This window comes from Verrucosispora sp. NA02020 (genome assembly GCF_013364215.1).
GTDB lineage: Bacteria > Actinomycetota > Actinomycetes > Mycobacteriales > Micromonosporaceae > Micromonospora.
Window position 1 is genome coordinate 348,248 of the sequence record NZ_CP054923.1, and the last position, 17,859, is coordinate 366,106.

General features: G+C 71.7%; 17 protein-coding genes. 12 read left to right on the top strand and 5 right to left on the bottom strand.

The features are described 5' to 3' along the window. Positions 1-35 precede the first annotated feature (35 nt). Positions 36-2,873: a phosphoribosylformylglycinamidine synthase subunit PurL gene (purL, locus tag HUT12_RS01610; protein ID WP_131051414.1), complete on the top strand. Its 2,838-nt coding sequence runs from the start codon at positions 36-38 to the stop codon at positions 2,871-2,873. Between the two features lie 4 nt (positions 2,874-2,877). Then, positions 2,878-3,630, top strand: coding sequence for a 2-phosphosulfolactate phosphatase (locus HUT12_RS01615; protein WP_131051445.1), 753 nt, complete (start codon positions 2,878-2,880; stop codon positions 3,628-3,630). A 123-nt stretch (positions 3,631-3,753) separates the two neighbouring features. Here the strand turns inward: HUT12_RS01615 and HUT12_RS01620 are convergent, their stop codons facing one another. Continuing rightward, complete coding sequence (locus HUT12_RS01620; protein ID WP_343232747.1) at positions 3,754-5,940, bottom strand: carboxypeptidase regulatory-like domain-containing protein; 2,187 nt, start codon at positions 5,938-5,940, stop codon at positions 3,754-3,756. A 204-nt stretch (positions 5,941-6,144) separates the two neighbouring features. Here HUT12_RS01620 and HUT12_RS01625 point away from each other — a divergent pair, with 204 nt between their 5' ends. The 5 genes from HUT12_RS01625 to amcA all read left to right on the top strand — a co-directional run bounded on the left by HUT12_RS01625 (position 6,145) and on the right by amcA (position 10,940). Further along, the gene (locus tag HUT12_RS01625; protein ID WP_131051416.1) at positions 6,145-6,507 is read left to right on the top strand and encodes a sterol carrier family protein; all 363 of its coding nucleotides are present in this window, start codon (positions 6,145-6,147) and stop codon (positions 6,505-6,507) included. 163 nt (positions 6,508-6,670) lie between these two features. Next, positions 6,671-8,224 carry an amidophosphoribosyltransferase gene (gene purF, locus HUT12_RS01630; protein WP_236145569.1) on the top strand — a complete coding sequence of 518 codons (1,554 nt, stop codon included), beginning with the start codon at positions 6,671-6,673 and terminating at the stop codon, positions 8,222-8,224. 64 nt (positions 8,225-8,288) lie between these two features. Next, positions 8,289-9,440, top strand: coding sequence for a phosphoribosylformylglycinamidine cyclo-ligase (gene purM / locus HUT12_RS01635; RefSeq protein ID WP_131051417.1), 1,152 nt, complete (start codon positions 8,289-8,291; stop codon positions 9,438-9,440). A gap of 191 nt (positions 9,441-9,631) precedes the next feature. Then, complete coding sequence (amcB, locus tag HUT12_RS01640) at positions 9,632-10,750, top strand: cyclophane-forming radical SAM peptide maturase AmcB (protein ID WP_303393511.1); 1,119 nt, start codon at positions 9,632-9,634, stop codon at positions 10,748-10,750. After that, positions 10,704-10,940: a multiple cyclophane-containing RiPP AmcA gene (amcA, locus tag HUT12_RS01645; protein WP_176092264.1), complete on the top strand. Its 237-nt coding sequence runs from the start codon at positions 10,704-10,706 to the stop codon at positions 10,938-10,940. The genes amcB and amcA overlap by 47 nt, the downstream gene beginning before the upstream one ends. Before the next feature lie 142 nt (positions 10,941-11,082). Here amcA and HUT12_RS01650 read toward each other — a convergent pair whose 3' ends face one another. Both HUT12_RS01650 and HUT12_RS01655 read right to left on the bottom strand, forming a co-directional pair. Beyond that, entirely contained in the window at positions 11,083-11,292 is a 210-nt protein-coding gene (locus HUT12_RS01650) for a DUF3073 domain-containing protein (RefSeq protein WP_131051420.1), read from the bottom strand. A 297-nt stretch (positions 11,293-11,589) separates the two neighbouring features. Continuing rightward, positions 11,590-12,672 carry a Glu/Leu/Phe/Val dehydrogenase gene (locus tag HUT12_RS01655; protein ID WP_131051421.1) on the bottom strand — a complete coding sequence of 361 codons (1,083 nt, stop codon included), beginning with the start codon at positions 12,670-12,672 and terminating at the stop codon, positions 11,590-11,592. A 274-nt stretch (positions 12,673-12,946) separates the two neighbouring features. Here HUT12_RS01655 and HUT12_RS01660 point away from each other — a divergent pair, with 274 nt between their 5' ends. Continuing rightward, entirely contained in the window at positions 12,947-13,786 is an 840-nt protein-coding gene (locus HUT12_RS01660; protein WP_131051422.1) for a hypothetical protein, read from the top strand. A gap of 252 nt (positions 13,787-14,038) precedes the next feature. Further along, the gene (locus HUT12_RS01665) at positions 14,039-14,248 is read left to right on the top strand and encodes a BldC family transcriptional regulator (protein ID WP_007073996.1); all 210 of its coding nucleotides are present in this window, start codon (positions 14,039-14,041) and stop codon (positions 14,246-14,248) included. A gap of 100 nt (positions 14,249-14,348) precedes the next feature. On the opposite strand, the gene HUT12_RS01670 is transcribed toward HUT12_RS01665, so the two are convergent. After that, complete coding sequence (locus HUT12_RS01670; protein ID WP_117229983.1) at positions 14,349-14,729, bottom strand: PPOX class F420-dependent oxidoreductase; 381 nt, start codon at positions 14,727-14,729, stop codon at positions 14,349-14,351. A 55-nt stretch (positions 14,730-14,784) separates the two neighbouring features. Between HUT12_RS01670 and HUT12_RS01675 the strand changes: the two genes are divergently transcribed. Beyond that, positions 14,785-15,561, top strand: a complete 777-nt coding sequence (locus tag HUT12_RS01675; RefSeq protein ID WP_176092265.1) for a bifunctional 2-polyprenyl-6-hydroxyphenol methylase/3-demethylubiquinol 3-O-methyltransferase UbiG — start codon at positions 14,785-14,787, stop codon at positions 15,559-15,561. A 106-nt stretch (positions 15,562-15,667) separates the two neighbouring features. On the opposite strand, the gene HUT12_RS01680 is transcribed toward HUT12_RS01675, so the two are convergent. After that, positions 15,668-15,964, bottom strand: coding sequence for a hypothetical protein (locus HUT12_RS01680; protein ID WP_131051424.1), 297 nt, complete (start codon positions 15,962-15,964; stop codon positions 15,668-15,670). A 193-nt stretch (positions 15,965-16,157) separates the two neighbouring features. Here HUT12_RS01680 and HUT12_RS01685 point away from each other — a divergent pair, with 193 nt between their 5' ends. Continuing rightward, entirely contained in the window at positions 16,158-17,090 is a 933-nt protein-coding gene (locus tag HUT12_RS01685; RefSeq protein ID WP_176092266.1) for a 3-hydroxyacyl-CoA dehydrogenase family protein, read from the top strand. Continuing rightward, positions 17,087-17,833, top strand: coding sequence for an enoyl-CoA hydratase/isomerase family protein (locus tag HUT12_RS01690; protein WP_131051426.1), 747 nt, complete (start codon positions 17,087-17,089; stop codon positions 17,831-17,833). The genes HUT12_RS01685 and HUT12_RS01690 overlap by 4 nt, the downstream gene beginning before the upstream one ends. The last annotated feature ends 26 nt before the right edge of the window (positions 17,834-17,859 follow it).

The following is a 17,859-nucleotide window of genomic DNA, read 5'->3' on the forward strand; positions in this document are numbered from 1 at the left end:
CGCCTCCCCGGCGGCGAGCGCAACGAGGAGATGTCATGACCACGCATCCGGACCCGGTACGGGAGACCCCGGAGGCATACCCGGCCGCGCCGGTCCAGCCGAACCCGGCTGCCGCCGCGTCCCCGGTCGCCCCGCCCCGGCACGCCGCCGCGCAGGAGGCCACCGACTGGACCGGCGGGGTGGACACCGTCCCGGCCGCCGACGGCAGCCCGGACGAGCTCCAGCCCTACGCCGAGCTCGGGCTCCGCGACGACGAGTACGACCGGATCCGGCACATCCTGGGCCGCCGGCCGACCCAGTCCGAGCTGGCGATGTACTCGATCATGTGGAGCGAGCACTGCTCCTACAAGTCGAGCAAGGTGCACCTGCGCCAGTTCGGCGAGAAGGCCCCGCCCAGCGACCGGCTGCTGGCCGGCATCGGGGAGAACGCCGGTGTGGTGCAGATCTCCGACGAGCTGGCGGTGACCTTCAAGGTCGAGTCGCACAACCACCCCAGCTTCGTCGAGCCGTACCAGGGTGCCGCCACCGGCGTCGGTGGCATCGTCCGCGACATCCTGGCCATGGGTGCCCGCCCGGTGGCGGTGATGGACCCGCTGCGCTTCGGTGCCGCCGACCACCCCGACACCGCCCGGGTGCTGCCCGGCGTGGTGGCCGGAGTCGGCGGGTACGGCAACTGCCTCGGTCTGCCCAACATCGGCGGCGAGGTCGTCTTCGACCCCTGCTACCAGGGCAACCCGCTGGTCAACGCGCTCTGCCTCGGCGTCCTGCCGGTCAGTCGCCTGCAGAACAAGGCCGCCGTCGGCCCCGGCAACGTCGTGGTGCTGATGGGCGCCAAGACCGGCCGGGACGGCATCGGCGGTGTCTCCGTGCTGGCCAGCGCCACCTTCACCGAGGGCAGCGAGAAGCGCCGCCCGTCGGTGCAGGTCGGTGACCCGTTCATCGAGAAGCTGCTGATCGAGGCGTGCCTGGAGCTGTACGACGCCCAGCTCGTCGCCGGCATCCAGGACCTCGGTGGCGCCGGGCTGACCTGCGCGCTCACCGAGACCGCCGCGGCGGCCGGCACCGGCATGCGGGTCTGGCTGGAGCGGGTGCCGCTGCGCGAGCCGTCGATGGAGCCGCACGAGATCCTCGCCAGCGAGTCGCAGGAGCGGATGCTCCTGGTCGTCGAGCCGGACAAGCTCGACGCCGTGCTCAAGACCTGCGAGAAGTGGGGCGTCCTGGCCACCGCCATCGGCGAGGTCACCGCGCCGCAGCAGGACGGCCAGCCCGGCCGGCTGCTGATCACCTGGCGGGACCACCTGGTGGTCGACGTGCCGCCGGGGTCGCTGGTGGACGACGGCCCGGTCTACGCCCGCCCGATGCGGGAGCCCGCCGACCTGATCCTGCTCCAGGCCGACCGGGCCGAGACGCTGCCCCGGCCGACCGACCCGGACGCGCTGCGCGAGACCCTGCTGCGCATGATCGCCTCGCCGAATCTGGCCGACAAGACCTGGGTCACCGAGCAGTACGACCGCTACGTGCTGGGCAACACCGTGCTCGCCCAGCCGGAGGACTCGGGCGTGATCCGGATCGACGAGCAGACCGGCCTGGGCGTGGCGCTCTCGGTCGACGGGAACGGCCGGTACGCCCGGCTCGACCCGTACCACGGCGCCAAGCTGGCGCTGGCCGAGGCGTTCCGCAACGTCGCGGTCACCGGTGCGACGCCGATCGCGGTCACCGACTGCCTGAACTTCGGTTCGCCGGAGGACCCGGGCGTGATGTGGCAGTTCGCCGAGGCCGTACGCGGTCTGGCGGACGGTTGCGCCGAACTGGGCATCCCGGTCACCGGCGGCAATGTCAGCTTCTACAACCAGACCGGTGCGGCGGCAATCCACCCGACTCCGGTCGTCGGCGTGCTCGGTGTGCTGGAGAACGTGGCCGAACGGGTGGCGTCCGGCTTCGTCGCGCACCCCACCAACGAACACGACCAGCTCTTCCTGCTCGGCGAGACGCACGTCGAGCTCTCCGGCTCGGAGTGGGCCTGGGTCACCCACGAGCACCTCGGCGGCGTACCCCCGCAGGTCGACCTGACGCGCGAGAAGCAGCTCGCCGGGCTGCTGGCCGCCGCTTCCCGGGTCGGTCACCTCAGCTCCGCGCACGACCTCTCCGACGGTGGTCTCGCGCAGAGCCTGGTGGAGTCCTGCCTGCGCCACAACGTCGGCGCGCGGATCGCAGTGCCGGAACGGTTCGAGGGCGGCTCGATGCCGTTCGTCTTCCTGTTCAGCGAGTCCGCCGGTCGGGTGCTGGTCTCGGTGCCGCGCGGGCACGAGAAGGCGTTCACCGCGCTCTGCGCCGAGCACGGTGTGCCGTGGGAGCTGATCGGGGTCACCGACTCCACCGCCGCCGCACTCGAGGTGCACGGCCAGTTCCGGGTCGAGCTGGACGAGCTGCGCGAGGCGCACACCGGCACCCTGCCCAAGCTCTTCGGGGGCGTGCAGCCGTTCGAGGTGACCGCGCCGGAGGCCGTCGGGACGTCGGCCCAGGCCGACGTCGCCCCGACCGCCGACGCCGCCGAGGCGGCTCCGGTCGTCGAGGCGGCACCGACCGCCGACGCGACGCCGGAGACCGCCGACGTGGTGGACGAGGTGGCGGTGGCGGACGAGGTGCCGGCGACCGACAGCCCGGTCGTCGCATCCGAGGAGCCGACGACGGCGGGTGCCGAGGACGAGGACGAGTCGGTGGCCGAGCGGCCGGCCGAGCGGGCGACGCCGCCGGTCCGGGCTAACGCCGCCGGTGAGACCTCGACGGCCGGGAACGCGCCGGTCGACCAGGCCGGCGCCGAAGCTCCGCAGCCCGGTGCCACTGAGCAGCCTGCCGCGTCCGACGAGCGCTGAGGCGGTGGCCTCGGCCGTCTTCGCCCAACCCGGATCGGGAGCCCGGTTCGACTGGGGCCTCGCGGGAGCGGCCGAACTCGGCCGGGTCTGCGCGGCACTGGTGGTGGTGGACGTGTTGTCGTTCACCACCACCGTCGAGGTTGCCGTCGGCCGGGGGATGCGCGTGCACCCGTTCCCCTGGGGCGCCCAGGCCGCCGACTACGCACAGCGGATCGGTGCGGTGGTCGCGACCGGTCGGCGGCAGACCGCGCAACATCCGTGGTCGCTGTCGCCTGCCGCGTTGAGCCGGGCACCCTTCGTCGCCGAACTGGTGCTGCCCTCCCCGAACGGATCGGCCATCAGCGCCGCCGCCAGCGCCACCGGCCTGCCGGTGGTGGCGGCCAACCTGCGTAACGCCCGCGCCGTCGGGAGTTGGCTGCTGCGCCAGGGGTACGGCTCGACCATCGATCCGATCGGCGTGGTCGCCGCCGGTGAGCAGTGGCCGGACGGCTCGCTCAGGCCGGCGGTGGAGGACCAGCTCGGTGCGGCCTGCGTGCTGGACGCCATCTCCGGAGTGCCGGGTGGTCTGTCGGTGGAGGCGGCAATGGCACTCGCCTCGCTGGCCAGCACGCCGGATGTGCCTGCGGCGGTCCGGGGTTGCGTGTCCGGTCGCGAGCTGATCGAGGCCGGTTTCCCCGACGATGTCGAGGTCGCGGTACGGGTCGACGCCTCCGATGTGGTCCCGCTCCTGCGGCAGGGCGTCTACTCCGCCGCCTGACCGTTCCGACCGATCACTGCGGACACGTGACCGATCCACCATCGACGAAGAGCCGTGGACCTTCCGGTCCACGGCTCTTTCTCGTCGGTGCCTCCGCGTCAGCGGGATACGAGGTCCGGGTGGTCAGTCGTCCATCCAGTCCAGCCGGCGACCGCCCCGCTCCTGTCCCGGGCCGTCCGGCCGACCGCGACCGCTCTGCGCCGGATCGCTGTGGTAGCCGCCACCCTGTTGCTGCTGCTCGTAGTCGTTGTCGTAGCCACCGCGCTGGCGTGGCGGTTCCTGGCCGTAGCCGCCGCCCTGGCCGTAGCCGCCCTGCTCGTAGGCGTTGTCGTAGCCGCCGCGCTGCTGCGGTGGTTCCTGGCCGTAGCCGCCGCCCTGGCCGTAGCCACCCGGGGCGTAACCGGTGGGCTCGTTGTAGTTGTCGTAGCCGCCGCGCTGCTGCGGTGGTTCCTGGCCGTAACCGGCGCCCTGGCCGTAGCCGCCGGTCGGCTCCGCGCCGTGACCGTAGCCGCCGGTCGGCTCACCCCGGCCGTAGCCACGGGTGGCGTCGCCGCCCTGACCGTAACCGCCGGTCGGGTCTTCCTGGCCGTAGCCCCGGGGGGTGTCACCGCCGCCCTGGCCGTAACCGCCGGGCCCGCCCTGGCCGTAACCGCCGGTCGGGTCGCCCTGGCCGTAGCCTCGGGTGGCGTCGCCGCCCTGGCCGTAGCCACCGGGCTCGCCCTGGCCGTAGCCGGCACCACCGGGCTCGCCGCGACCGTAGCCACCAGGCTCGGGCTGGCCGTAACCCTGGCCGCCCTCCGGCTGGTAGACGCCGGTCGCGTACGGGTCGGCAGGCGCCGGGTAACGGGTGTCGTCGCCCTGGTAGCGGCCGGTCGGCTCGTCGTACCGCTCGCCGTAGCCGGCGGCACCACCGGCACCGGCCGGCGGGTACTCCGACCCACTGCCGCCCGCGCCGTAGTCACGACTGCCGTAGCCGCCACCCGAGGACGGGCTGGTGCCGTAGCCCCCGCCCGAGGAGGGTGCGTTGCCGTAGCCACCACCGGAGGACGGGGCGTTGCCGTAGCCCGGACCGCCGCCGTAGCCGCCGCCCTGCTCGTCGCCGTAACCGCCCGACCATGCCTGCTGCCCCGAACCGCCCGCCGCGCCGTACGGCTGCGGAGGCGCACCGTACGGGTCCGGCGGGACGTCGTCGACCACCGGCTGGTGCATCATCGTCGGCGCGTTGGCCAGGCCCGGACCGCCCACCATGGTCGGATCCGGAGCGGAGCCGACCCGGTTCACCACCCGGGTCTGGTCGTCCGCCCCGGCGAACGAGCCACGGGCTGCGGGAACCGCACCGGCCGGTGCCCCGGCGACGGGCTCACCGTCGGGATCGGGGTCCTCGTTCTCCTTGCGCTTCATCCAGAGCAGCACGATCGTGCCGACACCGATCGCCACGAAGAGCCCGCCGAGCAGGATCAGCAGCCAGTTGCCGAAGCCGCCGGAGCTCTCGTTGCCGGCCGGGGCCTGGGCGGCGGGAGCGTCGCCGGGAGGCGCGTCCGTCTCGTCGGTGGCGTCGTCCGCGAACGGGTCCTCGGTCGGCTCCGCCGACACACTCTCCGAGGGGGTGGCGCTCGGGCTGGCCGAGGTCTCGATGGCGAGGGTGATCCGTCGCCCGGTGATCTGCTGGCCGGCGTTGGCGGTGAAGCTCACCGTGGCCCGGATGTCGTCCTTGCTCGCGCCGATGTCGACCCGGCCGGGCGCGATCGGGTTGCCGCTGTTGCCGGTGAAGCGGAAGTTGCCGTTGCCGTCGCTGGTGGTGTCCCGCTGACGGCCGGCGCTGTCCACCAGCAGCACGTACGCGTTCGGCACCCCGTCACCGGAGCGCGCCACGACCTTGCCCGCGATGGAGCGCACTGTCTGCGGCGCCTGGGAGGTGGGCGCGGGGTTGGGCCCGCGCACCGTCATGTCGCGCTCGTCGCCGCCCTGGTCGCCGCCGGCCCGGGCGGAGACCCGCACCTTGCCGGAACGCTCCTGACCGGCCGCCACGTCGCCCGCGACCAGGTTGACCGTGATCGAGACCTCTTCGTTGGGCCCGACCACGCGCGCGGGGATGTTGCAGTCGCCCTGGCAGCTCAGCCCGTTGAAGACGTTGACGGAGATGTTGAACGGAGTCGGCAGCTCGTTGTTGTTCTTGACGCGGAACGTCATCGACGTCTGCTGTCCGGACTGGAGAGTGCCGTTCGGCAGGTTGGTGATCTGGACGTCCGGGTTCGCGGCGAGTGCGGGTGTGGCGGGGACGGCGAGCAGGGCACCGACAATCAGCGCCACGACCACACCGGCCCGCTTTTGCCAGGCTCGTCGGTGTGTTGACACGTCCACCGCCTTCCGGACTGACCTCCTCGTACCGGCGAGCGCCGGCCGAAGGAACATCACGGTACGAATACGCCGTCGGCAACTATGCCTTGTCGGGTCGGATCGGCGCGACCCAGGGCCATCGTGACGCGCCGGGCGACCGCGCCGTATCGTCCCGTCGTGTCCTCTCCGTACATTAAGTCCGCTGCGGTGGCCGCAGTGTTGTCGGCGCTCGACGAGGGGCGCGCGCCCGAACGGCCGGTGCTTCGTGCGGCGGTCAGGGCCCTACTGGCCACCCTCGCGGAGCGTGCCCCCGGCCGATCGGTGGAGGTGCGTGTCCCACCTTACGGTGCAGTTCAGTGCGTTCCGGGGCCACGACACACCCGCGGTACTCCGCCGAACACGGTGGAGATGGATCCGCAGACATGGGTCCTTCTCGCCACCGGACGGCTCGACTGGGAGTGGGTCGTCACGGAGGGTCGCGTACGGGCGAGTGGCGCGCGAGCGGATCTGTCCGCGTACCTGCCGCTCGAACTGGAGTGACGCGTGTGGCGCGATGACACTACGCCGCATCAGTGTGACTGTATGTGGCGACATGGATTCGCGTACACTGTCAGGCGACGACAGTGTGGTTCCGGCCGATGCAGCGCGGAGCGGCCCCGGTGGCTCCGACAGGCCAGTCCAGACCAGCAAGAGGGAGCGGCAGGTGCCCCGAGGCGACGGCCGGCTGAGCCACGACCTTGATCCCCAACGACCAGGCCCCCAGGACGCGTGTGGCGTCTTCGGTGTCTGGGCGCCGGGGGAAGAGGTCGCCAACCTGACCTACTTCGGGCTGTACGCGTTGCAGCACCGTGGGCAGGAAGCGGCCGGGATAGCGGTCAGCGACGGCTCCGGCGTGGTGGTTTACAAGGATCTCGGCCTGGTCGCCCAGGTCTTCGACGAGCCGACGTTGGCGAGCCTGCGCGGGCACGTCGCCATCGGCCACACCCGATACTCGACCACCGGTGCCTCGACCTGGGAGAACGCCCAGCCGACCATCCGGGCCACCAGCTCGGGCACCACGATCGCGCTGGCGCACAACGGCAACCTGGTCAACACCGCCGATCTCCAGCGTGAGGTCGCCGAGCGTGGCCTGGGCACCGACGGCTCGACCAACGACACCTCGCTGGTCACCATGCTGCTGGCCAGTCGCCCGGATCTCTCCGTCGAGGCCGCCGCGCTGGAGGTGCTGCCGCAGTTGCGGGGCGCGTTCAGCTTCGCCTTCATGGACGAGACCACGCTGTACGCCGCCCGGGACCCGCACGGCGTGCGTCCGCTGGTGCTCGGCCGCCTGGAGCGGGGCTGGGTGGTGGCCAGCGAGACGGCGGCGCTGGACATCGTCGGCGCGAGCGTGGTCCGCGAGGTCGAGCCCGGTGAGTTGATCGCGATCGACGCCGAGGGGCTGCGCTCCAACCGGTTCGCCGCGCCCGAGCCCAAGGGCTGTCTCTTCGAGTACGTCTACATCGCCCGCCCGGACGCCACCATCGCCGGACGCAACGTGCACTCGGCACGGGTGCAGATCGGCCGCCAGTTGGCCAAGGAGCACCCGGTCGAGGCGGACATGGTCATCCCGGTGCCCGAGTCGGGCACGCCGGCCGCCATCGGCTACGCCGAGGAGTCCGGCATCACCTACGGCGCCGGCCTGATGAAGAACCCGTACGTCGGTCGTACCTTCATCCAGCCGTCGCAGACCCTGCGTCAACTCGGCATCCGACTCAAGCTCAACCCGCTGCGCGAGAACGTACGCGGCAAGCGCCTGGTCGTGGTCGACGACTCGATCGTGCGGGGTAACACCCAGCGCGCGATCGTCCGGATGCTCCGCGAGGCCGGCGCGGTGGAGGTGCACGTCCGCATCTCCTCACCGCCGGTCTCCTGGCCCTGTTTCTACGGCATCGACTTCGCCACCCGCGCCGAGCTGCTCGCCAACGGCCTCGACAACGAGGGCATCCGGCGTTCCATCGGCGCTGACACGTTGGGCTACGTCTCGCTGCCCGGTCTGATCGCCGCGACCGAGCAGCCGAAGACCCGGCTGTGCCGGGCCTGCTTCGACGGGGAGTACCCGATCGAGTTGCCCGTCGGGAACCTGATCGGCAAGCACGTGCTCGAAGGGATCAGCCGCCGGGTCGCGAACCGCGTCGACGACGACGTCGACACCGGTGAGCAGGCCGGCACGACGCCCCGCACCGACGTGACGATGTCGGCGACCACACACCGCCCGTAGCACCATCCGGCTGCGGCGCCGGTCACCGCCGACGCGGCCGCCGAGAACCACTAAGGGGAGAACCGTGACGCACGTGTCCGAGCGCAGCGGCGCAGGAAGCAGCCCGACCGGCGGCGGCGACCGTCAGTCCTGGACGGCCGGCACCGGCCGCCCCGCTCGCAAACGTTCCGTCTCGTACGCGGACGCCGGCGTGTCGATCGAGGCGGGCGACCGCGCGGTCGAGCTGCTCAAGTCCAAGGTCAAGCAGACCCGACGGCCGGAGGTGATGGGCGACCTCGGCGGCTTCGCCGGCCTGTTCCGGCTGGACACCACGAAGTACAAGAACCCGATCCTGGCCTCCTCCACGGACGGCGTCGGCACCAAGCTGGTGATCGCGCAGCAGCTGGACATCCACGACACGGTCGGCATCGACCTGGTCGCGATGGTCGTCGACGACCTGGTGGCCTGCGGCGCCGAGCCGCTGTTCCTGCTGGACTACATCGCCACCGGTGAGGTCGTGCCGGACCGGGTCGCCGAGATCGGCGCCGGTATCGCCGACGGTTGCCGGTACGCGGGCTGCGCGCTGCTCGGTGGGGAGACCGCCGAGCACCCGGGTGTGCTCCGCCCCGACGAGTACGACATCTCGGCCACCGGCGTGGGCGTGGTGGAGGAGAGCGAACTCCTCAGCCCGGAGCGGGTCGAGGTGGGTGACGTGGTGATCGCCATGCGCTCGTCCGGCCTGCACTCCAACGGCTACTCCCTGGTCCGGCACGTGCTGCTGGGCGCCGGCCGGATGCGGCTGGACGTGGTGATTGACGACTTCGGCCGGCAGCGCACCCTCGGCGAGGAGCTGCTGACCCCGACCAAGATCTACGCGCAGGACTGCCTCAAGCTGATCGCCGAGGCGGAGGTGCGGTCGCTGGCCCACGTCACCGGCGGTGGCATCCCCGGCAACCTGGTGCGCATCCTGCCCGAGCACGTGGACGCGGTGGTCAACCGCTCCACCTGGAAGCCGCAACCGATCTTCGACCTGATCCAGTCCAAGGGGCGGATCGACGACCCGGAGATGGAGGCGACCTTCAACATGGGCGTCGGCATGTTCGCGATCGTCTCGGCCGAGGACGCCGACCGCGCGCTGGCCACGCTGACCGGTCGCGGGGTGGACGCGTGGCAGGCCGGCGAGATCATCGAGGGCACCGGTGAGGTGCAGATGATCGGACAGCACACTCGCGGCTGATCATCTGACACCGATCGTCCAACCACCTGGTCAGGGGTTCACCCAAGTGGCCGTCGCGGCCTAGCCTTAGAGGCTGCTTCGCCTTTGAGGCGCTGCTTCGGAAGCTGTGGGTGCGCCAGTGCCGTGGTGTGCCCGGTAGCCGTCAACCGGTGAGGAGGGCGATGGCTGCACGGGGACGGTCGTTGCGGGGGATGCGGGGTCTGGCCGGCGTCCCGTCGTACGTCGTGATGCAGCCCACCACCCTCTGCAATCTGGATTGCGCGTACTGCTATCTGCCGTTGCGCGCGGCGGACCGGCGGATGCCGGTGGCGGTGGCGGAGGCGGTGGCCGCCTCGGTGAACCCGTGGGCCGCCTCCGGGCGGTTCTCGGTGGTCTGGCACGGCGGGGAGCCGCTCGCGGCGGGCCGGGAGCGACTGGCGGCGCTGATGGCGCCGTTCGCCGCCGAGGTGGAACACCATGTGCAGACCAACGCCACGCTGATCGACGACGCGTGGTGCGAGTTCTTCGTGACGCACCGGATCCGCGTCAGCGTCAGCGTGGACGGGCCCCGGGCGCGTAACGGGGACCGGGTCACCCGGGCCGGTCATCCGGCGTACGACCGGATCGTGCGGGGTGTGGCGACGTTGCGCCGGCACGACCTGCCGTTCTCGGCGCTGGCCGTGGTGAACGACCCGTCGCCGGAGCGGGCGGCGGAGTTGTACGCCTACTTCCTCGACCTCGGGTGCGAGGTGCTCGGGGTCAACATCGAGGAGACCGAGGGCGTCAACACCCGTGACAACGCTCACGACGCCGCCGCGGTGACCGGTTTCTGGGCCGAGCTGGTCGCGGCCTGGCGACGCGAGCCACGGATCCACCTGCGGGAGGTCGAGTGGTCGCTGCGGTACGCCGCCGCGGTCCTGGACGGCACGGCGGACGACCTGTTGCCGGCCAGTCTCGACCCGATCCCCACCGTGGCGCACGACGGCGCGGTGGTCGTGCTCTCACCGGAGCTGGCCGGATTCACCGATCCGCGCCACGGCGACTTCAGCAGCGGGAACGTCCTGGCCACACCGTTGCACTCGATTCTCGCCGGTGCGGCCGGCACGGGCTGGGTCGGTGAGTTCCTGAGCGGGGTGGAGGCCTGCCGCTCGTCCTGCCCGTACTTCGGTTTCTGTGGCGGAGGCCACGCGGCCAACCGCTACTTCGAGCTGGGCCGTTTCGACGGTACGGAGACCGAGCACTGCCGCAACAGCAAGATCCGCCTACTGGAGGGAGTGTTGGATCATGCCCGAGACCACAGGTCACCGGGAGCCCGAGCGGGTGACGGGTAACGAGGCCGACCGGGTCACCGACCGGGTGCGGGAGGCCGCTGCCGGGCTCACCGCACTGCTCCAGGAGGCGGAGGCCGCACGACGGCTACGAGCGGAGGTGACGGGCGGCGACGGGGCGAGCGCGGTCTGCGCCTGGAACCACTTCGAGAACATCCCGACGTTCTACAACTGGAACAACCGGCCTCGCTGACCGGCCGGAGTCGAGGGCCCGCCACGTTCCCGGATTACCTCCGGGCGTGGCAGGCCCTTGAGCGTCGGGTGGTACGCCGCCGCGTGCCGGGCACATACGTGAGCACGCGGGGAGTTACCGCGTGCTCGGATGTGACCGGGGGTCAGCGGGTGGGACGGACCCAGGTGTCCGGGTCGTCCTCGGCGTGGTCCTCATCATCGTCGACGTACTCTTTGTCGTCGTCGAAATGGTGGTCCGACTTGCCGCTGCCGCCGAGTTCTCGCTGCAAGGCGGCGAGGTCGGTGTTCGGGGAGTGATACTTCAGCTCCCGGGCCACCTTTGTCTGCTTGGCCTTAGCACGGCCGCGCCCCATGGCTCGACCCCCTCGCACAGAATGCGGGGCAGCCCGAAGGCGGGCCCCGATGACGTCAGGCATCTCTCGTGGCTCTTACGGTACATGGGGATGCCACCGTTCGGCACCTCGGGTTACCGCTGACCGCCGCCGCGCGTGGCGGTCAACCGGTCGTCACCCATTGTACCCGGTAAGGAGCGATGCCGGGAACGGTCCTGACACGGGGTAAAACTCCATGAACGCGTCGTATTTTCAGTTTAGCCGGATGCGCCCGTTAAGGGCGGGAGCAACGCGGCCCGCCCTCAACGTACGGCGAGGTCACCGCAGGTGGATCGCGCGCAGCCGGCCGATGTCGGCCATCCGCCGCTCCGCCAGCCGGTCGGCCGCCACGGCGGGCGGGACACCGTCGGTGTCGGCGAGCCGGAGGATCTCCCGCGTGGTGTCGAAGATGCGGGTCGCCCGCAGCTTGGCGCGGTCGAAGTCGAAGCCCTCGATCTCGTCCGCGACCTGGATCACACCACCGGCGTTCACCACGTAGTCCGGCGCGTAGAGGATGCCCCGGTCGGCGAGCAGCTTCTCCACGCCCGAGTGGGCGAGCTGGTTGTTCGCCGCACCGGCGACCACCTTCGCCCGCAGCGCGCCGACCGTGTCGTCGTCCAGGGCGCCGCCCAGGGCGCAGGGCGCGTACACGTCGATGTCGGCGGCGGCCAGCGCGGACGCGTCCTCGACGAGCGTCACCTCGGGGTGGGTGGTCCGCGCCCAGTCCAGCGCGCGGGGGCTCACGTCGGTGGCCACCACCTCGGCGCCGTCCTCCAGCAGGTGACCGACCAGGTACTTGCCGACCTTGCCCAGGCCGGCCACACCGACCCGCCTGCCGTGCAGCGTGGGGACCCCCCAGACGTGCTCGGCCGCCGCGCGCATGCCCTGGAAGACGCCCCAGGCGGTGAGGATCGAGGAATCGCCGGCGCCGCCGTGCTCGACACTGCGGCCCGTGACGTACCGCGTCTCGCGGGCGATGACGTCCATGTCCGGCACGTACGTGCCGACGTCGCAGGCGGTGTAGTAGCGCCCGCTCAGCGACTCCACGAAGCGGCCGTACGCGCGCAGCAGCGCCTCGCTCTTGATCTGCTCGGGGTCACCCCAGATGACCGCCTTGCCGCCACCCAGGTCCAGCCCGGCGAGAGCGTTCTTGTACGCCATGCCGCGGGACAGGTCGAGCACGTCGGCGAGGGCGGCCTCCTCGCTCGCGTACGGGTAGAAGCGGGTGCCACCCAGCGCCGGGCCGAGCGCGGTGGAGTAGATCCCGATGATCGCCTTCAGGCCGGTCTGCTTGTCCTGGCAGAACACGACCTGCTCGTGGCCCGTGGATCCCGGGTCGTCGGAAGTGGCGAATACGCCCATGACTGGCTCCTGTGTCGGCGGGCGTCCTTGTGGGACGCGGACCTCGGTCGAGCCGGCGGGGATGCTGCCGGTGGTGCGAGCCTAGTATCGACGGGCGCTCCCCGGCCCCTCCCGGGCGTCCACGTCCCGCCCAGCGGGCGTACGCACCGGGCGTCCCGACGCCCGCGCCGTAGGGCGCGACGAGGGCGCCGGACCCCCGTTTCGGCTCGCCACGCGGTACCGGCCGGGTGACGCCGAGCAACGCTCGGCTTGCCGTTCGTGGGAGGATCGCGCCGTGCCGTCGCTCTTCGCCTCATACCTGCGCGTGTACGAGCCGCTGACCGCCTTCGATCGCGATCGTCAGGCGTACTGGCGGCGCTACGTCGAGCAGGGGCGGGCGGTGGCGCCGGTGGAGGGACCGGTACGGCAACGGACCTCGGTGATCGAGGCGCTCGGTGCCGGCTGGACCCGGCTGCCCGACCTGCCCGACGAGGCGTACGTGCTGGAGACGGACGAGACGCTGCTGGTGTGCCCGTGGAACCTGCGCATCCGGGTGGCCGAGGCCGCGCTGAGCGCCCGGGACGGGGTGCCGGCGGTGCTCGCCGACGCGTTCGTGCCGCCGGTGCTGGCCGGGCAGGCCAAGGCCGTGGTGGAGGACTGGCGCAGCGGGGCCCGGGTGCTGGAGCACGGCGTACCCCGGGTGCACGAGCAGATCGCCACCTGGGGGGTGCCGCTGCGCTGGTTCGTGCTCTTCGAGGCGCAGGAGCGTCACCACGTGACCGCACCGGAGCGTCGTGCGTTGCGCTTCCGGACGGAGATCTCGAAGGCCCGCCGCCGGTCGTCGCGTGCGCTGTCGGTGCTGCGCAAGTCGGTGGGGGAGGCGCCCATCACCGAGGCGGTCGAGGAGGCCGCCCGGTGGCTGGAGGAGTTCCACCCCCGCTCGGTGGTGGAACTGGACTACGGGGGTCTGGTCGAGTTGCTCTCCGACGAGACGCTCGCCGAGGACGACTCGGCGGAACTCGTCGCCACGGGACTCGCCGGACTGTCGCGTGGTGAGGCCGAGGAGGCGTCTGCGGCGTACGACAAGCTCGTTGCGCGCTGGCGGGCCGTGCAACTTCTAGAACGCTGCAACTAGTCCGCTTTTGCCCAAATTTCGGGCTGCAACATGAGGCGTGCTCGTAGTTGTTGCGTCACGAACCGTGACTATGAGTCCGAATAAGGTACTTTCTGGCGTGTAATAGTCGTATAAATCGGGCATGGTTCATCCGTCCGTCTAGGGACGTTCGGCCGTTCGGCCCATGTCGGACATCGGGGACTAGCCGGACCATGGGAGACGCGTCGGCCGGCGGGACCCCGGCCGATGTCTCTACATGTGGAGGAGTGACCGATGGCATCGCGAACGCACGAACCAGAGCCGCTACTCACACCGGCCGAGGTGGCGTCGATGTTCCGTGTCGACCCGAAGACGGTGACCCGCTGGGCGAAGGCCGGCAAGCTGAGCGCCATCCGGACCCTGGGCGGCCACCGCCGGTATCGCGAGTCCGAGGTCAGGGCGCTGTTGCAGGGGCAGATCCCGCAGCAGCGTCAGGGGGACTGACCGGCTGGTAGATAGCAGAGACACCACGAAGGGCGACGGATTCTCGAATCCGTCGCCCTTCGACATGTCCCGACCCGGCGGCCGGGTCGGCGTACCGGCCTCAGCCGGTCAGCTCGACCCGGATCCCCACCGTGCCGCCGGTGCCCCGGCGGAGTCGGCTGCCGAGCAGCGTCAGCCGCCCGATCACTCGGTACTTCTGCTTGATCAGCCCCCGGATGCGATCGGTCGCTCCGGGGTCGTAGAGGCTCGCCCGGGCGGGCACCGCCTCGCCATGGGGTCGACCGCGCACGTCGCACGGCGCCACCGTGACATCCCCACTGCGCCGGATCCGCTTCACCTTGCCGGCATCCGCCGCAGACCACACCGCCAGGGCGTCGCCGTCGCGTACCGCCCAGACCGGGGTCGGCACCGCGCGGCCGTCCTTGCGGAAGGTCGTAAGGAGTATGTACTTCTCCGCCGAGAGGCGGTCCAACGTGGTCACGCCGCCCAGGATACGGGCGTCGCGCGCGACTGAGCAGCCCGTTAGCGTTAAGGACGTGACGGGGGAACCACGGATCGGTGACGTCTTCGGAGAACTGCTGCGCGACGCGCTGGCGGTGGCGACCGGGGTCGGTCCCCGGCCGCTGGCCGGCGGGCGGCTGCCCCGACCGGTCATCGAGATCATCGAACGGGACGACGGGCTGGTCAACGGCGCGCCCGCCGCCCACTACCTGGCCGGGCCGCAGGAGTGGCAACCACACGACCACCGGGCCGTGGACCGGGTGCGGGGCGCGACACTGGACGTCGGCGTCGGCGGCGGCCGGATCGCGCTGCTGTTGCAGGAGCGCGGCGTACCCGTGACCGGGCTGGACGTCTCGCCCGGCGCGCTCGCGGTGTGCCGTCGTCGGGGCGTACGCGATCTGGTGCACGGCACGGTCGACGAGCACTGCGCCGACGGGCGGCGCTACGACACGTTCCTGTTGCTCGGCAACAACCTGGGCCTGTTCGAGGGTCGGGAGCGCGCACCCGCCTTCCTGGCGGCCCTGGCCGCGATGGCCAACCCCGGGGCGCAGGTGATCGCGCACGGCACCGACCCGTACGGCACCACCGATCCGCTGCACAGCCGCTACCACGAGCGCAACCGTCGACGGGGCCGCCTCGGCGGGCAGCTCCGGCTGCGGCTGCGCTACCGCGAACTCGGTACGCCCTGGTTCGACTACCTGGTCTGCTCGCCGGGCGAACTCGCCGACCTGGTCCGGGGCACCGCCTGGCGACTGACCGACGTGGACGACCGGGACGCCCCGTACTACCTCGCCACCCTGCGCCTGAGCTGAGCGCCGAGGGCCGCCTGAGCTGAGCGCCTGGGTGCCGCCGGATGTTAGGAAGGGTCCCCTGCTATGCCTTAGGCGTTAGCAGGGGACCCTTCCTTGATCCGAAGGCTTAGACCTGGACGGTCGGGGGGAGCTGCTCGGGCGGCAGGCCGCCGTCGCCGTCGACGACCTCGTCGGGCTGACCGTCCTCGTCGATGTCGACCATCGTGACGTCCACCTTGCCGTCGCCGTCGGTGTCGAACTGGAACAGGTCGGCCTTGCCGTCACCGTCGGTGTCGACCACCCAGACGTCGGTACGGCCGTCGTTGTTGGTGTCGGCGCGCAGCAACTCGATGCGCTCGTCGCCGCGCGTCTCGACGGTCTCCTGGGTGCCCGAGTCGCCCGTGGTCTCCGGTGCCTGGCTCATCTGTTCGTCCTTCCCTTTGGCTGTCGGCGGTCTGTACCCGATCCCGTCCGCCCCCACGCATCGGGCCCGGTCGGTGCTGCATAGGGTCGCAGCATGACTGAGCGGAGCGTACGGGCCGGTTGCGGCGTTGCGGCGATCCCGCGCGTCGACGGCGTCGGAGAGCGTGTCGTCGTCACCCTGCGGTGGTGGCACCATGACTGAACGATTCGTGGTGGTGGGTGCCGGCACCATGGGCCTCGGCATCGCGTACGTGGCGGCCGGCGCCGGCCACACGGTGGAACTGGTCGAGGTGGACCGGGAACGCGGTGCGGAGGCAATGATCCGGCTCGCCGAGCTGTGGGACCGGGGCGTCCGGCGCGGCAAGTTGACCGTGGGGCAGGCCGCCGCGAACCAGGAACGCGTCACCCTGCGGGCGGGCCTGGCCGAGGTGGCTGCGGAGCCACAGGTGATCGTGGAGGCGGTGCCGGAACGGCGCGACCTGAAGCGGGCCGTGCTGGCCGAGGCGGAGGCGCTGCACCCGGCCCTGTTGGGCAGCAACACCTCCAGCATCCCGATCGCCGAGCTGGCCCAGGGACTGCGCCGGCCCGAGCGCTTCTGCGGGCTGCACTTCTTCAACCCGGTCTGGGCGATGGCGCTGCTGGAGATCGTGGTCGGCGCGGCCACCGCGCCGGAGACCACCGCCGCCGCCGTCACGCTCGCCACCCGGCTGGGCAAGGACCCCGTGGTGGTACGCGACATGCCGGGCTTCGCCACCTCCCGGCTCGGGGTGGCCCTCGGTCTGGAGGCGATCCGGATGGTCGCCGACGGGGTGGCCGACCCGGCCGACATCGACAAGGCCATGGTGCTCGGCTACCGGCACCCGGTCGGGCCACTGGAGCTGACCGACCTGGTGGGTCTGGACGTACGCCTCGACATCGCCCGCACCCTCCAGGCCGCGTACGGGGACCGGTTCGCGCCGCCACCGCTGCTGACCGAGATGGTGGCGGCCGGTCGGCTGGGCAAGAAGTCGGGGCAGGGCTTCTATCACTGGGTCGACGGTGTGCGTACGGACGGCACGGCGCGGCCTGAGACGGGCGAGGGGACGCCGGGCGCGGCTTCCGCCGACCGGACGGGCGCGGTCCGATGAGCGGCGGGCTGCGGGTCGAGGAACGCCCGGACCGGCTGGTGGTCACACTGGACCGGCCGGAGAAGCGCAACGCCATCGACGCCGACCTGATCGCCGCGCTGCACGAGGTCTGCGCCGACCTGGAGGCCCGTCCCCGGATGCTGTTGCTGACCGGCGGCACCGACGGGATCTTCGCCGGTGGGGCGGACATCGGTCAGCTACGCGAGCGGGGCCGCCTGGATGCGCTGGCCGCGATCAACTCGGCCGCCTTCGCCCGGATCCGGGCGCTGCCGATGCCGACCGTGGCGGCCGTCGACGGTCCTGCGCTGGGCGGTGGCGCCGAGCTCGCGTACGCCTGCGATCTGCGGGTCTGCACCGAGCGGGCGGTCTTCGGCCAGCCGGAGGTGCGGCTCGGCATCCTGGCCGGTGCCGGCGCGACGCACCGGCTGCCGGCGCTGGTCGGTGAGGCTCGGGCCAAGGAACTGCTGTTCACCGGTCGCCGGGTGGACGCGGCGGAGGCGTCCCGGATCGGACTGGTCAACCGGGTGGTGGCGGGGCCGGAGGAGTTGCTGCCGGCGGCCCACGCGCTGATCGACGAGATGGCGAAGGGCTCGGCGCTGGCGCTGCGGCTGACCAAGCTCGCCGTGGACGCACCGCCCGCCGCCCATCCGCACCTGGACCTGGTCAGCCAGGCGGTGCTCTTCGAGGACGACGAGAAGTACCGCCGGATGACGGATTTCCTGGACCGGCGTCGCGGTCGCTGAGACCGACCGCAGAGACCACGACGGCC

Bases quoted from the DNA above. Each gene is read 5' to 3' on its own strand.
- HUT12_RS01680 (WP_131051424.1), bottom strand. From the start codon at position 15,964: ATGAGCCAGGCACCGGAGACCACGGGCGACTCGGGCACCCAGGAGACC.
- amcA (WP_176092264.1), top strand. From the start codon at position 10,704: ATGCCCGAGACCACAGGTCACCGGGAGCCCGAGCGGGTGACGGGTAAC.
- amcB (WP_303393511.1), top strand. From the start codon at position 9,632: ATGCGGGGTCTGGCCGGCGTCCCGTCGTACGTCGTGATGCAGCCCACC.
- HUT12_RS01665 (WP_007073996.1), top strand. From the start codon at position 14,039: ATGGCATCGCGAACGCACGAACCAGAGCCGCTACTCACACCGGCCGAG.
- HUT12_RS01690 (WP_131051426.1), top strand. From the start codon at position 17,087: ATGAGCGGCGGGCTGCGGGTCGAGGAACGCCCGGACCGGCTGGTGGTC.
- HUT12_RS01650 (WP_131051420.1), bottom strand. From the start codon at position 11,292: ATGGGGCGCGGCCGTGCTAAGGCCAAGCAGACAAAGGTGGCCCGGGAG.
- HUT12_RS01655 (WP_131051421.1), bottom strand. From the start codon at position 12,672: ATGGGCGTATTCGCCACTTCCGACGACCCGGGATCCACGGGCCACGAG.
- purL (WP_131051414.1), top strand. From the start codon at position 36: ATGACCACGCATCCGGACCCGGTACGGGAGACCCCGGAGGCATACCCG.
- HUT12_RS01685 (WP_176092266.1), top strand. From the start codon at position 16,158: ATGACTGAACGATTCGTGGTGGTGGGTGCCGGCACCATGGGCCTCGGC.